Genomic DNA, 21,542 nt, shown 5'->3' on the forward strand with positions numbered 1-21,542 from the left:
TTAACACGGACATCAGTGTAGGGCAACATTAGCAACATTGATATAAAAACTTTTGCTGCAACAAGGCGACACACGGGGACAGGTAGCGTTCGCTGGCGTCGTCGGCAGAAACCGCCGGCAGCTCTAAGGTGATGCACGGCAACTGACGCTCCGCGCACCAACTGCCAAAAGAACCCGGCGTGGGGTAACCAATATGCTAGACCTGTGGCAATGAGAAAGCCTGTGAAAGCCATCCTGCCAGCGAAGAACGGTCCGGATCGTCAACGCAGGCAAGTGGCTCGTGGAAGGTGACAATCCAGGCTGGATCGAGACGTTCAATCAGCGAGCACAATGCCTGGGTTTCAGACTCTGAGCCGGGATACGCGCCGGTGGAAAGCTGCACGTCGCGTTCAGGCGTGGCGCTGTTCCAGCGGTAGACCGTATTGGCTTCCTGCCAGTTGGCGGTGGGAAAATTACGTTTCAAATCAACGCCATTGACGTTGGTGCGCAGACTAAGCTGGCAGCCATCCGGATTGACGCATAGCACCAGATGCTGATGGCGTTGTCCAGGGAGTAACGTTCGCAGGGCGCAGGAGAGAACGGAAATTGACGCGGCTTCATCTCCGTGCGTGCCTGCGAGAATCAGGCCGGTGTCGCTACTGGTGTGCTCGGCAGGAAAGTAGAGTAACGGTGCGCCCAACGCGGATAAACCATAGCGTTCACCGGATACCTTAAGAGGTCCACGCTGGTGGCGTGGTGTCAGCAAACACGTGCTCGTCATGATGATGCCAAAGCATCATTGTGGTCATTCATCCGAATACTTCATCATAAAAGGTGCGATGAAAAAAGCCTTATTAGTGCCCCGTTTCGCATTGATACACACAGAGCGCCAATGCAATAAGGCGACATAGCCTATTTCCCGCTATCATAGTTGCAATACACCGTGACTGATACCGTAACCTGATGATGGATGAGGTGAATGGCTATGCAATACCATAATAATACAGGGCTGAAACGGGGCCTATCACGGAGCCTGCTGGCGGTCATTTTGGGCACGATAACGGGCAGTGCCGTGGCAGCCAACGTGCCTGCCGATGCCGTATTGGCGGATAAACAGGAAATTGTCCGCCATATCAAGGATGAACCAGCTTCTCTGGACCCGATTGAAGCGGTCGGCTTGCCCGAGGCGCAGGTGTCGCGCGATCTGTTCGAAGGGCTGCTGAATCAGGACGCACAAGGACGTGCGATCCCCGGCGTTGCATTGCGCTGGCAAACCAATGACGACCGAACCTTTCTATTTACGCTCCGCGATGATGTGCGCTGGTCGAATGGCGATCCGGTGACCGCACAGGATTTTGTCTACAGTTGGCGGCGTCTGGTTGATCCCGCCAACTCCTCGCCGTTTGCCTGGTTTGCTCGTCTGGCGGGGATCGTTAATGCTGAGCAGATCATTGCCGGGACTCAGACGCCAGATCAACTGAGTGTAACGGCGGTGGATGCGCATACGCTACGCGTGCAGTTGAATAAGCCGGTGCCTTATTTTATCAACCTCGTCGGCCATTTCAGTCTGTTTCCGGTGCACCAGAAAACCGTTGAGCAATTTGGCAACGACTGGACTAAACCGGGGAATTTGGTGGGTAACGGCGCTTTCGCGTTAAAAGAGCGCGTGGTCAATGAAAAGCTGGTGCTGACACCTAACCCTTACTACTGGGATAGAGCTAACACCCGTTTGACCAAAGTGACCTTTGTGCCAATCAATCAGGAATCCAACGCCACTAAGCGCTATCTGGCGGGGGATATCGATATCACCGAATCTTTCCCCAAACAAATGTACCAGAAGCTACTCAAGGATGTGCCGGGACAGGTGTACACGCCGGAGCAGTTGGGAACCTACTATTACGCCTTCAACACCCAGCGTGCCCCGACCAATGATGCACGCGTACGCCGGGCGCTCTCCTACGCGATAGACCGCAAAATCATTGCCGAAAAGGTGCTGGGCACCGGAGAAAAACCGGCCTACCGCTTCACGCCTGATGTGACCGCCGGGTTTACGCCGGAGCCTAACCAGCTACAGCACTACTCGCAGGAAGAGTTGGATATGCAGGCCAAAGCGCTGATGGCCGCGGCGGGGTATGGGCCCGATCGTCCGCTGACGCTCTCGCTGTTGTATAACACGGCGGAAAACCATCAGAAAATTGCTATCGCCATCGTCTCAATGTGGAAGCAAAAGCTAGGCGTCAACGTGAAGTTGACTAATCAGGAGTGGCAGACCTATATCAATAGCCGTAACAGCGGTGATTTTGATGTGATCCGCGCATCCTGGGTAGGCGATTACAATGAAGCCTCGACGTTTCTGTCATTACTGACCTCAACGCACAGTGGAAATATTGCGCGTTTTCACAGTGCGGATTACGATCGCGTGGTCAACGATGCCAGCATGAAAACCGATGCGACGGCGCGCAACGCGCTGTATAACCAGGCCGAAAATCTGCTGCTGGATGCCGCGCCTATCGCCCCTATCTATCAATACACCAATGGACGCTTGATCAAACCCTGGGTAAAAGGTTACCCGATCACCAATCCCGAAGATGTGGCTTACAGCCATACCCTCTATATCTTGAAACATTGATTGTTACTGTTAGCGATTAGGCAGCCCGTTTTGCGCGGGCTGCCTACAGCTAGCGAACGACAAGCACCGAACAGGTGACGTGTCGCACCACGGCGGCCGCGTTGGAGCCCAGTAAAAAGGTAGTGGCGCTGGGGCGGTGGGAGCCTATGATGATGAGGTCAGCATCAAGTGAGTCAGCAAGCTTCAGGATTTGCTCCTTGGGCGTGCCGGTCATTATGTGCGGCATAATCCTGTCTTCCGGCAGGTTAAAACGCTTGATGACCTCGGTAAATGCCGCGCTGGTGTTGCGTTTCATCTTCTCTATATCGGGCAGCCCGGCAGGATAGGTAACACCAAGGGTGGTGTAATAGGGGTATGAAGGGATCACGGTAAGAAAGTGCACGTAGGTGTCATGTAGCTTCGCCAACGCTTCTACGTGCGCAACAACGCGTTGCGTTAATTCATTTTCAGATATGTCGATGGGAACGAGCACGGTCTTATACATATCACCTCCTGTTCATCATCTGATGTGGAAACAAGAGCTCATTTACACTGTAGCGGGTTTTGGCAAACCGGCAGTGATATGTGTCAAAAATGTGCTATTCAACGATGACGCAATCGCTCAACGATCGGAAGCTATTTTGTTACTGATTGAATTTGCGAAAAATCTAATTATCGCTAGGCTTTAGCTGTTGTAAAACCATTACGGTATGACCGTCATTGTGATTGGGTAGCGTAATGGCCGTGGGAGAGAAAAACATGAAACCGTTTGAAGGAAAAGTATTGCAGGATTCAGAGGCGGTTCATGCCTGCCAGTTGGATGGGAAGGGTGGAATCAAACCGATTTCGGCCGACGGCATGGTCTATAGCGTCAATCCTTGCTGGCTGCATTTGGATTACAGCCTGCCTGGCAGCGCACTCTGGTTGAATGAAACGCCGCTGCTGCCTGACGGTATTCGTAACTTGTTGGCGGGAGAAAGTGCGCGTCCATGGGTTACGCGCTTGGGGGAAGGGACGCTCATCACCCTGCGCAGCATCAATCTCAATGCTGATTCACGCCCTGATCAGTTGGTGGCCGTGCGGGTCTTTATCACCGATACGCTGATTATCTCAACGCGCCGTCGTAAAATTGCCGCCATCAATGATGTGCTGACTGATTTGCAAGAGGGCAACGGCCCGACTGACAGCGGTAGCTGGCTGGTTTCCGTGGCGGAAGCACTGACGGACCAAATCAGTGAATTTATCGACGATCTGCTGGAGCAGAAGATTCCGGCGCGCGGTACACTGGCATTGATCCGCAAGCAACTGATTGTGCTACGACGCTACATGACACCTCAGCGCGATGTTTTTTCCCGCCTTTCGGGCGAACGCTTGGCCTGGATGGGCGATGACGATCGCCGCAGGATGCAGGAGATTGCTGAACGTCTTGGGCGCGGATTGGACGATCTGGACGCCAGCGTAGCACGCACCACCGTACTGGCTGATGAAATTACCTCGCATATGACAGAAGCGCTTAATCGACGCACCTACAGCATGTCTGTGTTGGCCATGATATTTTTGCCTACTACTTTCTTGACCGGGCTGTTTGGCGTCAACCTGGGCGGGATCCCAGGCGGTGGTTCATCCATGGGATTTATCATCTTCTGCGTTATGTTTCTCGTCTTGGTGGGGGGGCGTTGCCCTGTGGTTAAAGCGCAGTAAATGGCTATGAAATTTTCCAACGGGTTACTGCGCTTGCTATCACAATATGTTGAGTGTCTTCAAAAAAATTGAATATATTGAGAAATATCAACATTTCATGCACTCAGGTACGGCACTATCACTCTCGCAGGTGAATGCAACGTCAAGCGATGGGCGTTGCGCCCCATATTGCCTTACTTCCTTTTTTGAATTACTGCTATAGCACAATTGATTCACACCATGCCGACGTTTATGTCGGCATTTTTTTTGCCTAAATATCAGCAGGGCACCGTAGTGCCCTGGCATTATTTGATTTCGATAACGTTAAGGCGCTCAGGTTCGGCAACGGCGTCGTCTTCGGGGTGCCAACCGATTGGCTGGAGCGGAAGCGTTTCACGATCGAACGCTAAATCGCCACCGTCAATCACTTCACTGCCGTGCTGGATTCCCTTGAAATCGAAGAGGTGATGATCGGCCAAATGGGAGGGCACGACGTTTTGCATGGCCGTGAACATGGTCTCAATACGGCCGGGATGGCGTTTATCCCAATCGCGCAGCATGTCTTTGATTACCTGACGTTGCAGATTAGGCTGCGATCCGCACAGGTTGCAGGGGATAATTGGGAACGCGTGCGCGTCGGCAAAACGTTCGATATCTTTTTCACGACAGTAGGCCAGCGGGCGGATCACTACGTGTTTACCGTCGTCACTCATCAGCTTCGGCGGCATCCCTTTTAGCTTGCCACCGTAGAACATGTTGAGAAACAGCGTTTGCAGCATATCGTCACGGTGGTGACCGAGCGCAATTTTGGTGGCTCCCAGCTCGGTAGCCGTGCGGTAGAGAATACCGCGACGCAGTCGCGAACAGAGTGAGCAGGTGGTTTTCCCCTCAGGGATTTTTTCCTTCACAATGCCGTAGGTGTTCTCTTCGACAATCTTGTATTCAACGCCCAGGCTGTCCAGATACTGTGGCAAAACGTGCTCAGGAAAACCCGGCTGTTTCTGGTCGAGATTGACGGCCACCAGTGAAAAATTCACGGGGGCGCTCTGTTGCAGATTACGCAGTATTTCCGGCAGCGTGTAACTGTCTTTACCGCCGGAGAGGCACACCATAATGCGGTCACCCTCTTCAATCATATTGAAGTCAGCGATCGCTTCACCCACGTTGCGGCGTAAACGCTTTTGCAGTTTGTTGATGTTGTATTGCTGTTTTTGACTAATTTGTTTATTTTATTGCATTTAATTTCCATGCCCTTCAAGGGCACCACAGGACAAATTGATTCACGGGGAAGGCCGTTTACTCGGCAGTCCAACCAGATCTGCGTTCAGGTTTTCTATCCGTTTGCCTTAGAATTCATACACCTATTGTGCATTTTTATGCCACATCTGTGTAGTGATAAACCTGGGGTTGGCTCTTGCAGAAAGTTACATGCATGGATCAGTATGGCGCGTATGGTACGGATTACAGCGACGAATGCCAGATCAGTTTCACTGACGAGTTCCATAATCGTGCAATCAATGTGATGACGTCACTGGGTTTGTGCTTGCGGTGCTCTAATTGCGCCCCGAGAGCGAAGGTGAATCGCAGAAAACACCCGATCAGATCTCCTTATATCCCAACCCGCATTGGGCCGGGATATAAGGGCATTTGCTAAAAATATTACTCTGTCTCGTAGTCTTTTAATTTTATCAAACAACTGGACTTGGTTTCATAGTTATAACATTTCTGAATGTAAGTGTCAGGATTCTCCTCCAGGGGATAGGGTATACGTAAACTATTCTTTTGTGTGCAGCTATCAAGTTGAGTATTTTTCACCTGTTGCTTAATCTTAAGTTTTCCTGTGTCTATGTTTCTTTTGGGTTCAACGACGCGCGCAACCGGCTTATTAACGTCTTCTGGTCTTTCACAGGGCTTTTCTTTTGAGTAAAGGAAGCAGTACCTGTGATAATTATCAGCATTAATATGTCTAACATGACAATCTTTATAATGTGTTGTTGAATTATCACACACTTTGGTTTGTTTAAAGAAATCGCCCCTAAGGTGCTTTCTCATTGATTGTATAGGTTTTATCGTGCTCATGGTTGCCGTTAACGGTTCTGCTTTTTTAGATGGTTGAATGGTGTCGGGTGTAAATGGCAAACTTTCGGTTGTTGACTGTGTTTCAGGTGGTAGTGGCATTGAAAATGGGCTTACCGGTGAATAGTTATTGGGTGGACAACTATTACTAGGTATCAGGCCGTTTTGTTGCCGTGCCCACAAAAAAGCGCCACAACTTATACTGGCACCTGTTAGCAACCCTAATCCAAATACTGTTTTCCATCCACATGTGGGTACACTGGAAAACGAAAAATTACTGTATTGCTGATTTTGTTGGATTAACCTATCCCTTTTTAGTATCAATGATTTCCCCTCCTCTATGAACGTCAACTCATCGGGTGTTGGTTTCTGTTTTGATGCTTATGATGACGGAGAAAAAAATTCACATACAAAACGAAGCAATGATCGTTGCGTATCGGATGAACTTGACCAAGGTGTGTTTATACTATGTTCTTCTTGAGTGTTAGATACGTTGGATATCTGATTGAGCGTTTCATTTGATCTGGTTTTTGGATTGTAATTTTGTATTCCTGTATTTCCGTGAAGGGGGTATGTGATAGCACTAGTCTGCATTGAAACTCCATTTTAAATATCGATTTTTAAGTTTAATACTAAGGGTTATATCGTTATGGTAAAAATTTATGGTTTTAACGTGATAGGACTACAATTATGAATTAAACCTAATATGTACAATTGTTAACTTAGTTTAAATGACTCTAAATTTGTTGCAAAAAATGATACGGTATTTTATTTAAAGGATTTATGATATTTTTATGGATTGTTATTTGCTAGCGAGGTTTTAGGTAATCGCATGATACTAATGATTTTATTGATCATTGAGAATGTGAGTGAAAATTTATTAAAGCGAGCAACCAAAGGTTTCCATCGTCAATCATGTGCGTTAAAATGGTCAAAGTGAGGGATTGTAATTTATCTGACATTCTATTTTGAAATGTTTTACCTCAATCATTGTCATGTAAGTATGCATTCATTTAGCAATGTGCTTCAATCATTCTGGCGTTTTTTTCACTTGGTCATTATTAATGGCTAAGGTGGATGGTGCATTGAGTAATGTATCAAATCAGTAATTAAAATATATTAATTTAACGTCGAACACGTCGGCTTTTTGTCAGTGAGAGATAAGAATATATTCGATCTCCCTATCATCCGCAAAAATAAACAGAAAATTGGCTATTGTCGTAATTCATAACGTTATGGCAATTAGGGGAGGGTGCGGGAAAAGGCGGTTCGCTGATGGGGGAATGCAGTGGGTGGGCAACGTGTCGCTTAAATGCGAAGACTCTGTTGATCGTAAGGCGGCGGTAAGGCACAAAAAAATCTGCCGTAGCAGCTTTTTTTCGTATAAGCCAGTGCTTAGAAAAAGCCGCCTTTCGGGGCATTTTCGAATAATTTGATATAGGAATCGAGGATGTCTTTAAAGAAAGCGCGAATTTTCATTTTTGACTCCGTATAGCGTTAATAAGTTGGCGATATCTGTTGTTGCCTTGTTGCTGTCTATAATATGACTTTCGTCACACAATGCAAGTTTTTTGTGATGCATGTCGCAAATTTATTGCGTCGCCATTCCGCCCGTGGAGCAGAAAATGATAGTGCGGATGGCGTGACGTATCGTGGAATACGGACGGTATCAGCGTGAAAACCATAACGTAATGAGAATAAAATAAGTAATGGAGCCAATGAATGAAATGGTCTCAATAGCTATTGGTTGGTATCGGCGCAGTGCTGGTAACCGCATGCAGCAGTGACAATCATCAGGCCGCGCAGAGCGAGGCCAATGCGATAAGTCGGAATGAGACAGCATGTTGCTGAAAAGCAGCTCTCCGGCAGAGGTTAATTATACGTTGGCGGGCGGCACGATGGCGCAGTCTCGGCAATTGAACGGCAGTAATATCGGCACCTGCCAGCTAGCCAACGGTAAACGTTGCGATGAATCATCGTTACTGAATGGGATGTGTCCGGCGGGCTGAGTTTCTATTGCCCGCCGGTCAGAGTTATACGCCCAACTGATTAGGGCAGGATTCACCGTGGGCAAGTTGCTTGATGTTACTCAGGGTGGTTTGAGAAATGCTGAGCAATGCCTCTTCAGTCAAAAAGGCCTGATGACCGGTAAACAGTACGTTGTGACAAGAGGATAAACGACGGAATACGTCGTCCTGAATCACGTCGTTGGATTTATCAACAAAGAACAGGTCGCGTTCGTTTTCATACACATCCATCCCGAGCGCGCCAATCTTTTGCTGTTTCAAGGCGTCAATGGTTGCCTGTGAGTCAATCAACCCCCCACGGCTGGTATTGACGATCATTACACCATCTTTCATTTGCGAAAAGGCGTCAGCATTCAAAAGGCGTCAGCATTCAATAGATGGTGATTCTCCGGGGTCAGCGGGCAGTACAGAGAAATGACATCAGACTGCGCATACAGCGTGTGCAAATCAACGTACTGCGCGCCCAACTCCAACGCTTGAGGATTCGGATAGGGATCGAAGGCCAGCAGCTTCATACCGAATCCTTTCAGGATACGCATGGTCTTGATGCCTATTTTCCCTGTGCCGATGATCCCTGCCGTGCGCTGATGCATATTGAATCCAATCAGGCCTTCAAGAGAAAAATTGGCATCGCGGGTACGCTGGTAGGCGCGATGAATGCGGCGGTTGAGGCTGAGCATCAGCCCAACGGCATGCTCGGCAACGGCTTCTGGTGAATAGGCGGGCACACGCACCACGTTAATGCCTAACACTTTCGCCGCATACAGGTCCACATTATTAAACCCGGCGCAGCGCAGAGCGAGGGTTTTTACGCCTAACTGTGCCAGTTCGGTAAGTACCTCGCGGCCACCGTCATCGTTAACAAAAATACATACCGCCTGACTGCCCACCGCCGTTTTGGCCGTTTGCGCGCTTAACATAAAATCAAAAAATTCAAGCTCGTAACCAAACTGCTGGTTCGCTTTTTCCAAAAATTTACGGTCGTACTGCTTGGTGCTGTAAATAGCGATTTTCATCACGCGTCTCTCCGCAAGAATACTTCCGCTACGTTAGCAAGAAAACCAGGGCGAGACAAACCACCGACAGTCATGTCGTGGCGGTTTGCTGAAAAAGAAAGCACATAAAAATCAGGTTATTATTTGCGCACCGTGCTGAATACAGAAACAGCGTCTGCCATGGTGGAAATCTGCTTTTCCAGACAGTCGATCGCGGAACTTGAGTGGGTGGCCAACAGCGTATTTTGGCGTGTTAGCTCGTCTAATGTTATTAACCGCATCAGTAATCTGATTGAGTCCAATGGACTGCTCCTGGGTTGCCAGACTGATCTGACCCACCAACTGTGTGGCCTGTTGTACCTGAGTAAGAATATTGCCCATCGAATCACTGGTGTGGTGCACCAGTTTGTCACTACGACTGATGTTATCGATGGTGGTGTCAATAATGCTCTCGATGTCTTTGGTAGTGGTCGCACTGCGCTGCTCCAGCGTGCGCACCTCGCCTGCTACCACGGCAAAGCTTCGCCCCTGATCGCCAGCATGTGCGGCTTCTACGGCGGCATTGAGCGCCAGGATATTGGTTTGAAAGGCCAGATTGTCCAGCACGTTAATAATATCGTTAATCGCTTGGCTGGATTGCGTCATGGTGTTCATCGTGCTGGCAACTTGCTGCACCGCTTTTCCACCCACGTCAACGGCGCTGTTGGCATCCATGGCACATTGCGAAGCCATGTGAGAGGCGGTCGCGTTATTCTTGACGGTAGCGGTCAACTGTTCCATCGATGCTGCCGTATTTTGCAGGCTTTGCGCCGTATCCTCGCAACGCTGGCTTAATGTCAGGTTGTCATGGGCGATAGCACCGCAGGCGCTGCGGACTTCTCTCAGTTGTCCGTTCACGTCATCCACAAAGGTGCGAAAATTCATGCCTGATTAATTGACGGCACGCAGCAGCATGCCAACCTCATCGACACGATTTAATTGAAAATGTTTATCTGCCTGACCCGAGGCGGAGTTAATAGCCTGAGAGAGAATCTTTTCTAACGGGGCGGCAATGTGTCTTACCAGAAACTCACTGGCAAGTAAGGTGGCAAAAAAGAATGACAACAAAAAGACGGTAAGCGGCGGCGTAATTGGGGTGGTAATGAATAAAGCGGCTAGTGTAAAAAGAAACAGTATTGAGAGATAGCTACGAATACGCCAGCGCAACGGTATAACTTTGCCGATGCTGAGAAACTTTAGCGGCCCGGTAAATATCAATATTCCCTGGTAAAGGGTTCGATGGGTGAGTTTACCTTCATTCATGTCCCGATACAGCGCGCTGGCCTGTTGAATGTCCTCTTGCCCGACAGGGGTACGCACGGACATAAATCCCGCTAATTCGCCATCTTTCATTAGCGGCGTAGAGCCGGTTTTAACCCAGTAATAATCACCGTTTTTGCGCCGGTTCTTTACTACCGCCGTCCAGAGTTTTCCGGCTTTCAGTGTGCGCCACATATCAGGAATGCCATGGGTGGCATATCCGGATGCCGCACAATATTATGCGGCTGTTGAAGAATTTCGTCGGAGCTGTAACCGCTGGCGGTAATAAAATCGGCATTCGCATAGGTAATATGTCCGGTCGGTGTTGTGACCGACATTAATTTGGCTTTTTCATCTAATGGATACTGAATGTCGCTTACAGGAAAGTTCTTTCGCATTTGCCAATCCTTTTCGTTAATGCCAATACGACAGCGATAAGGGTTCGAATGATGACGACAATACACATAACCCCGCTCAGACTGGCCAGCAAATGCTGAAAACCGTGAGGAGGCTAATTACTTTTTTGTGATAATGATGATGCGAGACAAATAACAAAAAACGACCCTATTCATTATAGGTGACGTCCAGAATTTTGAAGGGTGCTACAACGTTTTCGTGTGAGAAAAAAAGCCGGATAGTGATCTTATCCGGCTGCGAAACGATGGCTTAACGTGGGGTGCTGAAAACGGAAATGGCGCGGGTCATATCGGCGATTTGACGCTCCAATTGATCGGTAGCGCTGTGCGACTGGCTGGCTAATACGGTATTTTGATGGGTCAGTTCATCAATCTTGGTGGCCGCGCTATTGATCTGGTTCAGTCCGTGTGACTGCTCCTGCGTGGCCAGGCTGATCTCCTGCATCAAATTGGTGACACGTTGCACCTGTTGCAGGATGTTCCCCATGGACGTATGAGTATGAGATACCTGGTGTTCTCCGGCGCGGATGGTGTTGAGGGTCTCATTGATGATGGCGGCGATGTCACGCGCTGATGCGGCGCTCTTTTGCGCCAACGAACGTACTTCACTGGCTACCACGGCAAAACTTCGCCCCTGTTCTCCGGCATGTGCCGCTTCCACGGCAGCGTTCAACGCCAGAATATTGGTCTGGAAGGCAAGATCATCGAGTACGCTAATAATATCGGTAATGCGCGCTCTGGACTGGGTGATCGCCGCCATGGTCGCAGACACCTGACCCACGGCCTCCTCGCCGCTGTTGACCGCTCAATTGACATCATGTGTGAAATGAGACGCTTGCAATGTGGCATCCGCATTGCTTTTAATGGTTACGGTGAGTTGTTCTACGGACGCCGCGGTCTGTTGCAAATTGTCTTCGGTGTCTTCACAGCACTGCGACAGCGTATGATTACCCTGCGCGATATCACGGCAGGCGGTATTCAACGCTTGCAGGTTGCTATTAACGTCGTCAACGAAGGTACGAAAGTTCAGGCCGGATTGGTTGACTGCACGCATCAGCATGCCGATCTTATCCACGCGGTCCAGTTGTTCCATGGAGTCTGCCTGGCCGGCGGCGGCGCGCATGGCCTGCTGTAAAATGTGCGCGAGTGGCGCGGCTACCTGACGAACCAGTAATTTACAGCCCGCGATGGAACTGGCGGCAAGCAGCCCCAGCCATAAGGGCGCAGAGGGGGGCGCGTGCAGGGCCGCGCCCGCCAGGGATAGGGGCAACAGACTGCATAGCAGAAAGCAGATACGAATACGCCAGCGCAAGGGTAAGGTTTTTGTCAGTTTAACCATCCCCACAGGCCGCGATAGACTAACAGACCTTGAAAAAAGGTTTGGCGTGTCAGTTTACCGCGGTTGACCCGGTCATACAGGGCTTCAGCCTGGGCAATTTCCTCGTGGGTGGCGGCGATCCGTACAGACATGTACCACGTAAGCCGATCGCCCTTTTTAGCGGTGTTGTGCTGGATTTTACCCAGTAGAATTCGCCATTTTTGCGGCGGTTTTTGACGATGCCAGTCCAGATGTTGCCCTTCTTTAGGGTGTTCCACATATCCGCGAACGCGGATGGCGGCATATCCGGGTGTCGGATAATATTATGAGGCTCCCCCATCAATTCCTCGGCATGGTAGCCGCTTACCTGAATAAAGTCTTTGTTGGCGTAGGTGTAGGTAATAAAGCTACCAGGCGTGGTCACAGACATAAGCCGTGTTTCAGCGTCCAATGAATAGCGCTGCGAGAGGATGGGAAGATTTTTGCGCATGACGTAGTCCTTTAAATACAAATTCCGAGTACAGCGTGGTTAACACAAGAAACGCATTACCTAACCTGAATGCCGTAACCCGTGGCCGTGGCACTTTTATGCTTATCAATGTGCCTTAAGACTGCGATGATTTTGGTGCTAAAGCATTGTAGCTTTTACGCGTAAGTAAACATTTTATCACTAATCTGTAAGTAATATGTGCGCTGAATGGTGCAAAGCGTGACTGAATAGGTTAAGGAATGTTAATAATAAAGACGTGTACATACTTATGGACAGGTGAAAAAAACTGCTGTCGATCGGATCCTCAATCAGAAAGTGTCTGTTTGCCGCAGGGAGCGCAATGCTGCTTGTACTGGTTATCTGGTACACCTCACCCCAGTGGCTGGCCGCTGTTGCCAGAAGCGTATTGCCTGAAGGCGCATCCTTTACCTCAAAATCCCGCCCTGTCTGGCACCAGGGCGTGAACACGGCGGGCGTGCGCATTGCGGTGGGTGACTGTGTGCTACTTGATGTCGATAATATCCAGCGCGCGCAGCAGCGCTGGCGCGTGGACATTGATCGCTTAACGCTGGACACCGCCTGCCTGCGTCCTCCGATGACGCCGAGCCGGCGTTACTGGCACAGTGGCAGGCGCGGCTGTTCGCTGCCGACATCAACATCGGCCGTCTGGCTGTTTTGCCGTGGGACAGCTATGCCGGGAAGGTACAGCTAGTGATTGAGCGCCAGCAGCAATCCCTGCGTTACCAAAGTGAACTGTTATCGCTGACGGCCAAAGTGGAAGGTGCGTATTTTACATTGGAGAGCACGGAGTTCTCTGCACCGTATGTCGCTTCTCGTCTGGTGCTACGCGGTGAGGCCGATCTGGCGGAGTACCTTTGTGGATACCGCCACGGCTGGTCAGTACGATAGCGCGGTTACCTTTCACCAGACCTTCCGGGTCTTGTTCAGTGTAGCGGAACGTCACACCGGCACGGGCAACCAGGTCAAAGTAGTTCTTCAACTGGGTCGGGATATTGAAGTTGTACATCGGTGCGGCCAGTACCACCACGTCATACACCTGTAATTCGGCAATCATGGTATCAGACAGTGCCAGTGCTTCTTGTTGACGCGGTGTTAGCGGCGTATCGGAAGGACGCAGTGCGCCTACCAGTTCACCATCCAGCACCGGAATCGGGTTGGCTGCAAGGTCACGCACGGTCAGAGTATCGTTCGGATGCGCGGCTTGCCATTCGGCGACGAAGTGATCCGCCAGTTGGTTTGACTGGGAATACCCTGCCAGAATGCTGGATTTCAGAACTAGTACTTTGCTCATTGTGTCATTCCTTTTCTCGTTTGGATGGGGTACGTCTTGTCATTGCCCCCGGATGACTAGCATCTTATGTAGTGTACCAACAGGTTGAAAGTGCAATATTTCGAGGGCATTGTTCGATTTTATCGAACAAGAGAAAAAAGGCACGGTGATAACACCCGCGCCGGCATGTGATAACATGCCCGCCGAATGATAAAACGCAGGCACAGAGGCAGCCTGCGTAGCGCTTGCGCGATATACGTTTGAGGAACAGGATTGTGACATCGCCCCTTACACCATTGTCATCTCAGTTGGATGAGCTCATGTTGCGCGACAGGTTGCGCCTCCAACGCCGTTTACAGGGGGCGGCGAAAGTGCGTAACCCACAGGCGCAAGCCGCTATTGCGCAGGAACTCAGTGTAGAGATCGCTGCGGCGCAAACGCGCGTTGCGCGGCGTCGGGCCAGTTGTCCGGCCATCAACTACCCGCCCGAGCTGCCGGTAAGTCAGAAGCGTGACGAGATTTTGCGCGCGGTGCGCGATAATCAGGTGGTGATCGTTGTCGGTGAAACCGGCTCAGGCAAAACCACCCAGTTGCCGAAGATCTGCCTGGAATTGGGGCACGGTGTCAGAGGCATGATTGGTCATACCCAGCCGCGTCGTCTGGCTGCACGTGCCGTGGCCGATTGCATTGCGGCCGAATTGGACACACCGCTGGGCGGCTGCGTCGGTTATAAAGTGCGTTTTAACGATCAGGTGGGGGAAACTTCACTGGTGAAGCTGATGACCGACGGTATCTTGCTGGCGGAGATTCAGCAAGATCGGTTATTGATGCAGTATTACACCATCATTATCGATGAGGCACATGAACGTAGCCTGAATATCGATTTCATATTGGACTACTTGCGCCAACTGTTGCCAAAACGCCCCGACCTTAATGTCATTATCACGTCAGCAACCATTGATCCTGAGCGCTTTTCGCGCCATTTCGGCAATGCCACGATCGTGGAAGTGTCAGGGCGTACCTACCCGGTGGAAGTACGCTATCGTCCGGTGGTTGAAGAGGCTGATGACAGCGATCGCGATCAATTACAGGCGATTTTCGATGCCGTTGATGAGCTGAGCCGCGAAGGGCCGGGGGATATTCTGGTGTTTATGAGCGGCGAGCGGGAGATTCGAGATACCGCCGATGCGCTCAACAAGTTGGACTTGCCGCACACTGAGGTGGTGCCGCTTTATGCGCGCTTATCCAATCAGGAACAGAACCGTGTTTTCCAATCCCACGCCGGGCGGCGTATTGTGCTGGCTACCAACGTGGCGGAAACCTCACTCACGGTGCCCGGTATTCGTTATGTGATTGACCCTGGTACGGCGCGCATCAGTCGCTACAGCTACCGCACCAAGGTTCAGCGCTTGCCGATCGAAGCCATTTCGCAGGCGTCTGCCAATCAGCGTAAAGGGCGCTGTGGCCGCGTGGCTGCCGGGGTTTGTATTCTGCTCTATTCGGAACCCGATTTCTTGTCGCGTCCTGAATTTACCGACCCGGAAATCTTGCGCACCAATCTGGCTTCGGTCATTTTGCAGATGACATCTCTTGGGTTGGGCGATATCGCCGCGTTTCCGTTTGTGGAAGCGCCGGATAACCGTAACATTCAGGACGGTGTGCGTCTGCTGGAAGAGTTGGGAGCGATCACTACCGCTGAGAACGGTCACTACCGCTTGACGACGTCAGGACGGCAGTTGGCCCAGTTGCCTATCGATCCACGCCTGGCTCGCATGGTGCTGGAGGCGAGTAAAACCCGCTGCGTGCGTGAAGTGATGGTTATAACCGCCGCGTTGTCGATTCAGGATCCGCGTGAACGCCCACTGGACAAAAAGCAGGCGTCCGATGAAAAACATCGGCGCTTTGTCGATAAATCCTCCGATTTCCTCACGTTGGTCAACCTGTGGAACTACCTGCGTGAGCAGCAGCAGGCACTCTCCTCCAGCCAGTTCCGTAAACAGTGCCGCAGTGACTACTTGAGCTACCTGCGCGTGCGCGAGTGGCAGGATATTTATACCCAACTGCGCCAGGTGGTGAAGACCCTGGGTATACCGGTTAACAGCGAACCGGCTGACTATCTCAGCGTTCACTGCGCCATGTTGACCGGCATGCTTTCCCATATCGGTCAGAAAGATGTAGAAAAGCAGGAGTTTACCGGTGCGCGCAATGCACGCTTTGCGCTGTTCCCCGATTCTGCGCTGTTTAAAAAACCGCCTAAATGGGTAATGGTAGCGGAACTGGTGGAAACCAGTCGCTTGTGGGGACGCATGGCGGCCAGACTTGAACCGGAGTGGATTGAACCGGTTGCACAGCACCTGATTAAGCGTAGCTACAGCGAGCCGCACTGGGAAAAAGCGCAGGGCGTAGTGATGGCGTTGGAGAAAGTCACGCTGTATGGCTTGCCGATTGTGGCCGCGCGTAAGGTTAACTACAGCCAGATTGATCCAGTACTGGGGCGTGAACTGTTTATCCGTCATGCGCTGGTGGAATGGGATTGGCAAACGCGGCACGCGTTCTTCCGCTCCAACCTCAAACTGCTGGCGGAAGTGGAAGATCTCGAGCACAAATCGCGACGTCGCGACATTCTGGTCGATGACGACACGCTGTTTGCGTTTTACGATCAGCGTATCCCGCACGAGGTTATCTCAGCCCGTCACTTTGATAACTGGTGGAGAGCCGCCAGCCGCGCAGACACAGACCTGCTCAACTTCGAAAAGAGCATGTTAATCAAAGATGGTGCGGAAAAGGTCAGTGCCTTGAACTACCCCAATTTCTGGCATAAGGGGGCGATTAAACTGCGTTTATCCTATCAGTTTGAGCCCGGTGCCGATGCGGATGGGGTCACGGTGCATATTCCGCTGCCGATTCTCAATCAGGTGCGTGAGGACGGGTTTGAATGGTAAATTCCCGGTCTGCGTGAAGACCTGATCATTACCTTGATCAAGTCCTTGCCCAAACCGTTACGACGCAATTTTGTGCCTGCACCTAACTATGCACAAGCATTTCTCGGGCGTGCCACGCCGTTGGAACGGGGACTGCTGGAATCGCTGGAGCGTGAACTGCGCTTGATGACTGGTGTGACCGTACCGCGTGAAGAGTGGCAATGGGAACAGGTGCCCGATCATCTGAAAATGACGTTTCGCGTAATCGATGAAAAAAATCATACGTTACGCGAAGGCAAAGATCTGGCGGCGCTGAAAACCCAGCTTAAAGAGAAAGTGCAGCAGACCTTATCTGCCGTTGCCGATGATGGGCTGGAGCAACAGGGACTGCATATTTGGAGCTTTGGCACCCTGCCGGAACGCTATGAGCAGAAGCGCGGCGGTTACTCGGTGAAGGCTTACCCTGCACTGGTGGATGAGAAAGAGAGCGTCGCAATCCGGGTATTTGATACGCCGGAACAGCAGCAGCACGCGATGCGCCACGGCCTGCGTCGTTTGCTTTTGCTTAATATCCCGTCCCCCATCAAATATCTGCATGAAAAGCTGCCGAATAAAGCCAAGTTGGGGCTCTATTTCAACCCCTATGGAAAAGTGCTGGATCTGATCGATGATTGCATCGCCTGCGGCGTTGATAAACTGGTGGCACAAGCAGGGGGCGTGGTATGGGAGGAAGCCGCGTTCCAGCAATTGCATGAAAAGGTGCGCGCGGATCTGAACGAAACCGTTGTTGATATCGCCAAGCAGGTGGAGCAGATCCTGACCACTGTTTTCGCTATAAATAAACGTCTGAAGGGCCGTGTCGATATGGCGCTGGCGTTGGCGTTAAGCGATATCAAAGCACAACTGAGTGGCTTGGTTTATCGCGGCTTTGTCACCGATGTCGGCTGGCAGCGACTGCCCGATGTGTTGCGCTATTTGCAGGCGATTGAGCGCCGGCTGGAGAAATTGGCACAGGATGTTCACCGCGACAGGGCGCAGATGCTGAAGGTGGAGCAGGTGCAGCAAGCCTGGCAGCAGTGGTGGCATAAGGTGCCTGAAGCGCAGCTCGATGATGACAATGTGAAAAATATTCGCTGGATGATTGAAGAGCTACGCGTCAGCTATTTTGCCCAGCAGCTGGGCACACCCTATACCATTTCGGATAAACTGGTACTGCAAGCCATGGAGCAGGTTGTGCTGTAAGCGTCGGCGGCGTATTGTGAAGCAAAAATGCGGGCGGAGAGGAAACGGTTCGCCTGCTTTTTTATGTCCGCTGTTTTAGCAAAGAGGGGCGTTGTGTAAGTGATACGCAGTGGTAAACACGACGTGGTACTGGGAGAAAGGGGATCGTCGGTAGGTGATATAGCGACGTAGGATTACGATTTTATGCTGGCATCGTGTAACTCTAACCACTGTGCAAAATTGTCGGCCACCAACGGGCGTGAGAAATAATAGCCCTGGCCATGATCGCAATTGTACTGCCCTAATATAGTCGAGCGTTTCCTCATCTTCAATCCCTTCTGCCAGCACCAGATAATTCAATTTATGCAGCATCTCAATGGTGTGCTGCACGATAATGCGGCTGCTCTTATCCGTCTTCATATCCTTGATCAGCGACTTATCGAGTTTGATCACGTGGGCTGGCGTGTTTTTCAGGTAGTTAAGGTTGCTGTAACCGGTTCCAAAGTCATCCAGGGAGATCATGAAGCCCTGGTCTTTCAGTTTTTTAATGGTGGAGAGTGCAGCGGAGTTTTTAACTATTTTTTGCGTTTCAAGGCATTCAAATTCAATATCGTGGATGCTGAGTTCATTGGTTCGTAGGATGCGTTGTAAACGTTCAATCAAATCTTCTTCGGCGAAGTTGGTAACGGTGACGTTAACCGAGACGGAAATATTAATGCCAGATTGTCGCCATTTTCTGACTTGCCGTGCCGCCTGCTTAATAACCCACTCCGTTAGTGGACGCATCAAGGTGGTATCTTCGGCCAGTGGAATAAATTGGTCCGGGTAGATTTCACCGAATTCGGGGTGTCGCCAGCGAATCAACGCTTCGGCACCGATCACGCGCCGCGTTTTGATATGTAATTTCGGCTGGTACACCAGATACAGCCCCGGATGGCAGTGTTGCAAGGTATCCGATAAATCGTTAAGCAGCGTGAAAGCACGCTTTTGATACTCATCACTATCCTTGTGATAGGCCATCAGGCGTGTATTTTTCTTAAGCGCATCTTGTAGCGCACCCAACGCCTCACGCAGAATACGTTGCGGGTCATCAATCGGGATCTGAAATTCGGTATAGCCGATAAAAATTTCCAGTTTCAACGGGATATGGCTGGTGATGCTCTGCTGAATTCGGTCAGCGCACGACATCAGCGTACTCAGTACCTGCTCTTGCTGATCTTTTTTGACCAGCAGTGCAAACCGACCCGCAGAAATGCTGTAGATGCTGGCTTGTCGGCTGATGTTCAGCCGTAGGAACAGGCCGATATCTTTGAGTACACTTTCTACGGTTGGCATCCCTAGAGAGCGCGCCATTTCATAGATATAGGTAAGATCGATGCTATCGAGCAGGATGAGAACGAAATCTTCGAAAATATCCGTGGACTGGCTGATGTCTTCGATAAGGCGCTGGCGATTGGGCAACAGGGTCACGGCATCGATCAGGCCAATAGCGTTGCGGTATTCGATTAGCGCCATGGTAATGGATGCCAGCGTTTTTAAATCACGGCGCTGCATTTTTGAAAACGAACGCGCAACATAGTCGACAACGCTCAGGGTGCCGATGGCATAACCGGCTTTGGTAATCAGTGGGATACCCGCATAAAACCGGATATGAGGCTCACCGCTGACATATGGGCTGTTCTTAAAGCGCTCATCCTGCGATGCGTCATTGCAGACCAACAGTTCGTTAGTTTGCATGGTGTACTGATCGAGTGTGCCGACTTTGCGCATCTCGCTGAGCACGAAATTGTGTTTGGCTTTGATATGCAATGAATGGGTATCACTGACGGTGATCAGCGCGCTGGGCATATTCAATATCTTGCTGGTCAACGAAGTGATTTGGCTAAGTACATTATCTTGAGATGTATCCAGGTGAAACAATAACCTATCGAGCGCATGCATCCGCTGCTCCTCATCATGATTCAACTGTCTTAGCATTGATGACTCCATTTATTTTATGCGCTATAAGAACACCTCATCTTAGCCTATTCAATAGGGGACAAACCTGTCATTAGGCACCGCTATTCATGATATTTCACAGGATAAAAAACCGGAGAAGTACCGCGTTTGCATTATCTGATGAAAACGAGAAGGGCATAGTAAAGCGATTTTACATGAAACCGATCGCCTGGCTAGCGCTTGTATGCGCAGCGTTTAGCTTTACGCCGCGTTTGGCGATAAATTATTCTGAAACAGCAGTGTTTTTCATCACATGACGTGCCAACGCCTTCAATTGCCGCTGAATGGCGGTGATGGCAACCGCATGATTGTCAGCGCGATCGCGTTCGCTGGCATCTGGCGCAGGGCTTTGAATACCGATCAATTGCCAGCCTTGTAGTGTTTTCAGCATCAGTGGAGAACCGCTGTCGCCGGGTAAGGTGTCGCACTGGTGAGATAAAATCGCGGACGCGGCCCAACCGGTAATGACACAATCCTGATGGCGATAGAGCGCTTCCTGATGGTCTTCAGGATAGCCTGCCTGCGTGACCTTTGCTTGTTGTTGCGCCAGCGCGGCCTTCAGTTCTGACTGCGTGCCATTCCAGGTGGTTAATGGCGTGATGCCCGCAGGCGTATCCCGCAGCCAAATCAGGGCATAATCCAGCGGTGCGGCGGCGTGAGAGACAATCCACCCTTCGCCGTCGGGCTGCAATTTTTTGCGTAGCGCGCTATTGTTCACTGCTTCGATGGCGTGTGTTTCATACTTTCATTCGCCATTGACCGCAATAAAGCGCAGAGCAATCGGCTTATCAGGTTTTCCTGACGGCGGAGTCAAGACGCAGTGACCTGCGGTTAATGCCAGATGCGGAGCAATCAGCGTGGCGGTACACAGGTTGCCGCTGGCGGTTTCCAGTTGACCAATGGCCTGCCAGGGCCAAGCGTTGGGTGTCGGCACCGGATCGCGGTCGTCATGATTGAAGAAAAGGGTTTTCTGACGTTCCGCTTCCGAGGGGGATTGTTCAGCTCAGCTCTCGGCTGCGGTTAACGCTATCAAACAGAACAACCAAGCCAGTTTACGCATAAATAGGATTATCTTGCGGAAAAGCGATATCTTTTTACGTTGCCCACTAACTATAGTCAGGTTTGCCAGCATGGTGGGTTCAGGTGCTATCTGGAATCGATTTTGTGTTCGTCATAAAAAGAACAGCAGCGTGATAAACCCGCACACCAGCACCAACGTAAAC

6 protein-coding genes and 9 pseudogenes are annotated in these 21,542 nt (G+C 50.7%); 5 read left to right on the forward strand and 10 right to left on the reverse strand.

Annotation, left to right across the window (positions count from 1 at the left end; all coding sequences use genetic code 11):
* Nucleotides 1-28 precede the first annotated feature (28 nt).
* Nucleotides 29-760, reverse strand: a pseudogene (mpaA, locus tag JZM30_RS15075) (murein tripeptide amidase MpaA).
* 204 nt (nucleotides 761-964) lie between these two features.
* Here mpaA and JZM30_RS15080 point away from each other — a divergent pair.
* The gene (locus JZM30_RS15080; protein ID WP_286673589.1) at nucleotides 965-2,608 is read left to right on the forward strand and encodes a peptide ABC transporter substrate-binding protein; all 1,644 of its coding nucleotides are present in this window, start codon (nucleotides 965-967) and stop codon (nucleotides 2,606-2,608) included.
* A 49-nt stretch (nucleotides 2,609-2,657) separates the two neighbouring features.
* On the opposite strand, the gene uspF is transcribed toward JZM30_RS15080, so the two are convergent.
* Nucleotides 2,658-3,092 carry a universal stress protein UspF gene (uspF, locus tag JZM30_RS15085; protein ID WP_252319628.1) on the reverse strand — a complete coding sequence of 145 codons (435 nt, stop codon included), beginning with the start codon at nucleotides 3,090-3,092 and terminating at the stop codon, nucleotides 2,658-2,660.
* A gap of 254 nt (nucleotides 3,093-3,346) precedes the next feature.
* Here uspF and zntB point away from each other — a divergent pair.
* Nucleotides 3,347-4,298, forward strand: a pseudogene (zntB, locus tag JZM30_RS15090) (zinc transporter ZntB).
* Between the two features lie 274 nt (nucleotides 4,299-4,572).
* On the opposite strand, the gene ttcA reads toward zntB, so the two are convergent.
* Nucleotides 4,573-5,487: a tRNA 2-thiocytidine(32) synthetase TtcA gene (ttcA, locus tag JZM30_RS15095; RefSeq protein WP_252319693.1), complete on the reverse strand. Its 915-nt coding sequence runs from the start codon at nucleotides 5,485-5,487 to the stop codon at nucleotides 4,573-4,575.
* Between the two features lie 439 nt (nucleotides 5,488-5,926).
* Entirely contained in the window at nucleotides 5,927-6,562 is a 636-nt protein-coding gene (locus tag JZM30_RS15100) for a hypothetical protein (RefSeq protein ID WP_252319630.1), read from the reverse strand.
* Nucleotides 6,563-8,196: 1,634 nt separating this feature from the next.
* On the opposite strand from JZM30_RS15100, the pseudogene JZM30_RS24025 reads away from it, so the two are divergent.
* Nucleotides 8,197-8,352, forward strand: a pseudogene (locus JZM30_RS24025) (DUF333 domain-containing protein); the annotation flags it as partial.
* 24 nt (nucleotides 8,353-8,376) lie between these two features.
* Here the strand turns inward: JZM30_RS24025 and JZM30_RS15110 are convergent.
* The 3 pseudogenes from JZM30_RS15110 to JZM30_RS24790 all read right to left on the reverse strand — a co-directional run bounded on the left by JZM30_RS15110 (nucleotide 8,377) and on the right by JZM30_RS24790 (nucleotide 12,888).
* Nucleotides 8,377-9,386: pseudogene (locus tag JZM30_RS15110) on the reverse strand (2-hydroxyacid dehydrogenase).
* 119 nt (nucleotides 9,387-9,505) lie between these two features.
* Nucleotides 9,506-11,062, reverse strand: a pseudogene (locus JZM30_RS15115) (methyl-accepting chemotaxis protein).
* Between the two features lie 268 nt (nucleotides 11,063-11,330).
* Nucleotides 11,331-12,888: pseudogene (locus JZM30_RS24790) on the reverse strand (methyl-accepting chemotaxis protein).
* Nucleotides 12,889-13,228: 340 nt separating this feature from the next.
* Between JZM30_RS24790 and JZM30_RS15135 the strand changes: the two are divergent.
* Nucleotides 13,229-13,600 (forward strand): intermembrane phospholipid transport protein YdbH family protein, encoded by a 372-nt coding sequence (locus JZM30_RS15135; protein ID WP_252319636.1) that lies wholly within the window; start codon nucleotides 13,229-13,231, stop codon nucleotides 13,598-13,600.
* A 147-nt stretch (nucleotides 13,601-13,747) separates the two neighbouring features.
* Here the strand turns inward: JZM30_RS15135 and JZM30_RS15140 are convergent.
* Nucleotides 13,748-14,200: pseudogene (locus JZM30_RS15140) on the reverse strand (FMN-dependent NADH-azoreductase); the annotation flags it as partial.
* A 254-nt stretch (nucleotides 14,201-14,454) separates the two neighbouring features.
* On the opposite strand from JZM30_RS15140, the pseudogene hrpA reads away from it, so the two are divergent.
* Nucleotides 14,455-18,342 (forward strand): annotated as a pseudogene (gene hrpA / locus JZM30_RS15145) (ATP-dependent RNA helicase HrpA).
* A gap of 75 nt (nucleotides 18,343-18,417) precedes the next feature.
* On the opposite strand, the gene JZM30_RS15150 reads toward hrpA, so the two are convergent.
* Nucleotides 18,418-20,298 (reverse strand): EAL domain-containing protein, encoded by a 1,881-nt coding sequence (locus JZM30_RS15150; RefSeq protein WP_252319638.1) that lies wholly within the window; start codon nucleotides 20,296-20,298, stop codon nucleotides 18,418-18,420.
* Nucleotides 20,299-20,542: 244 nt separating this feature from the next.
* Nucleotides 20,543-21,379, reverse strand: a pseudogene (locus JZM30_RS15155) (trypsin-like serine peptidase).
* Between the last annotated feature and the right edge of the window lie 163 nt (nucleotides 21,380-21,542).

Origin of the sequence: Candidatus Symbiopectobacterium endolongispinus, from assembly GCF_018777385.1 — a bacterium.
Classification (GTDB): domain Bacteria; phylum Pseudomonadota; class Gammaproteobacteria; order Enterobacterales; family Enterobacteriaceae; genus Symbiopectobacterium; species Symbiopectobacterium endolongispinus.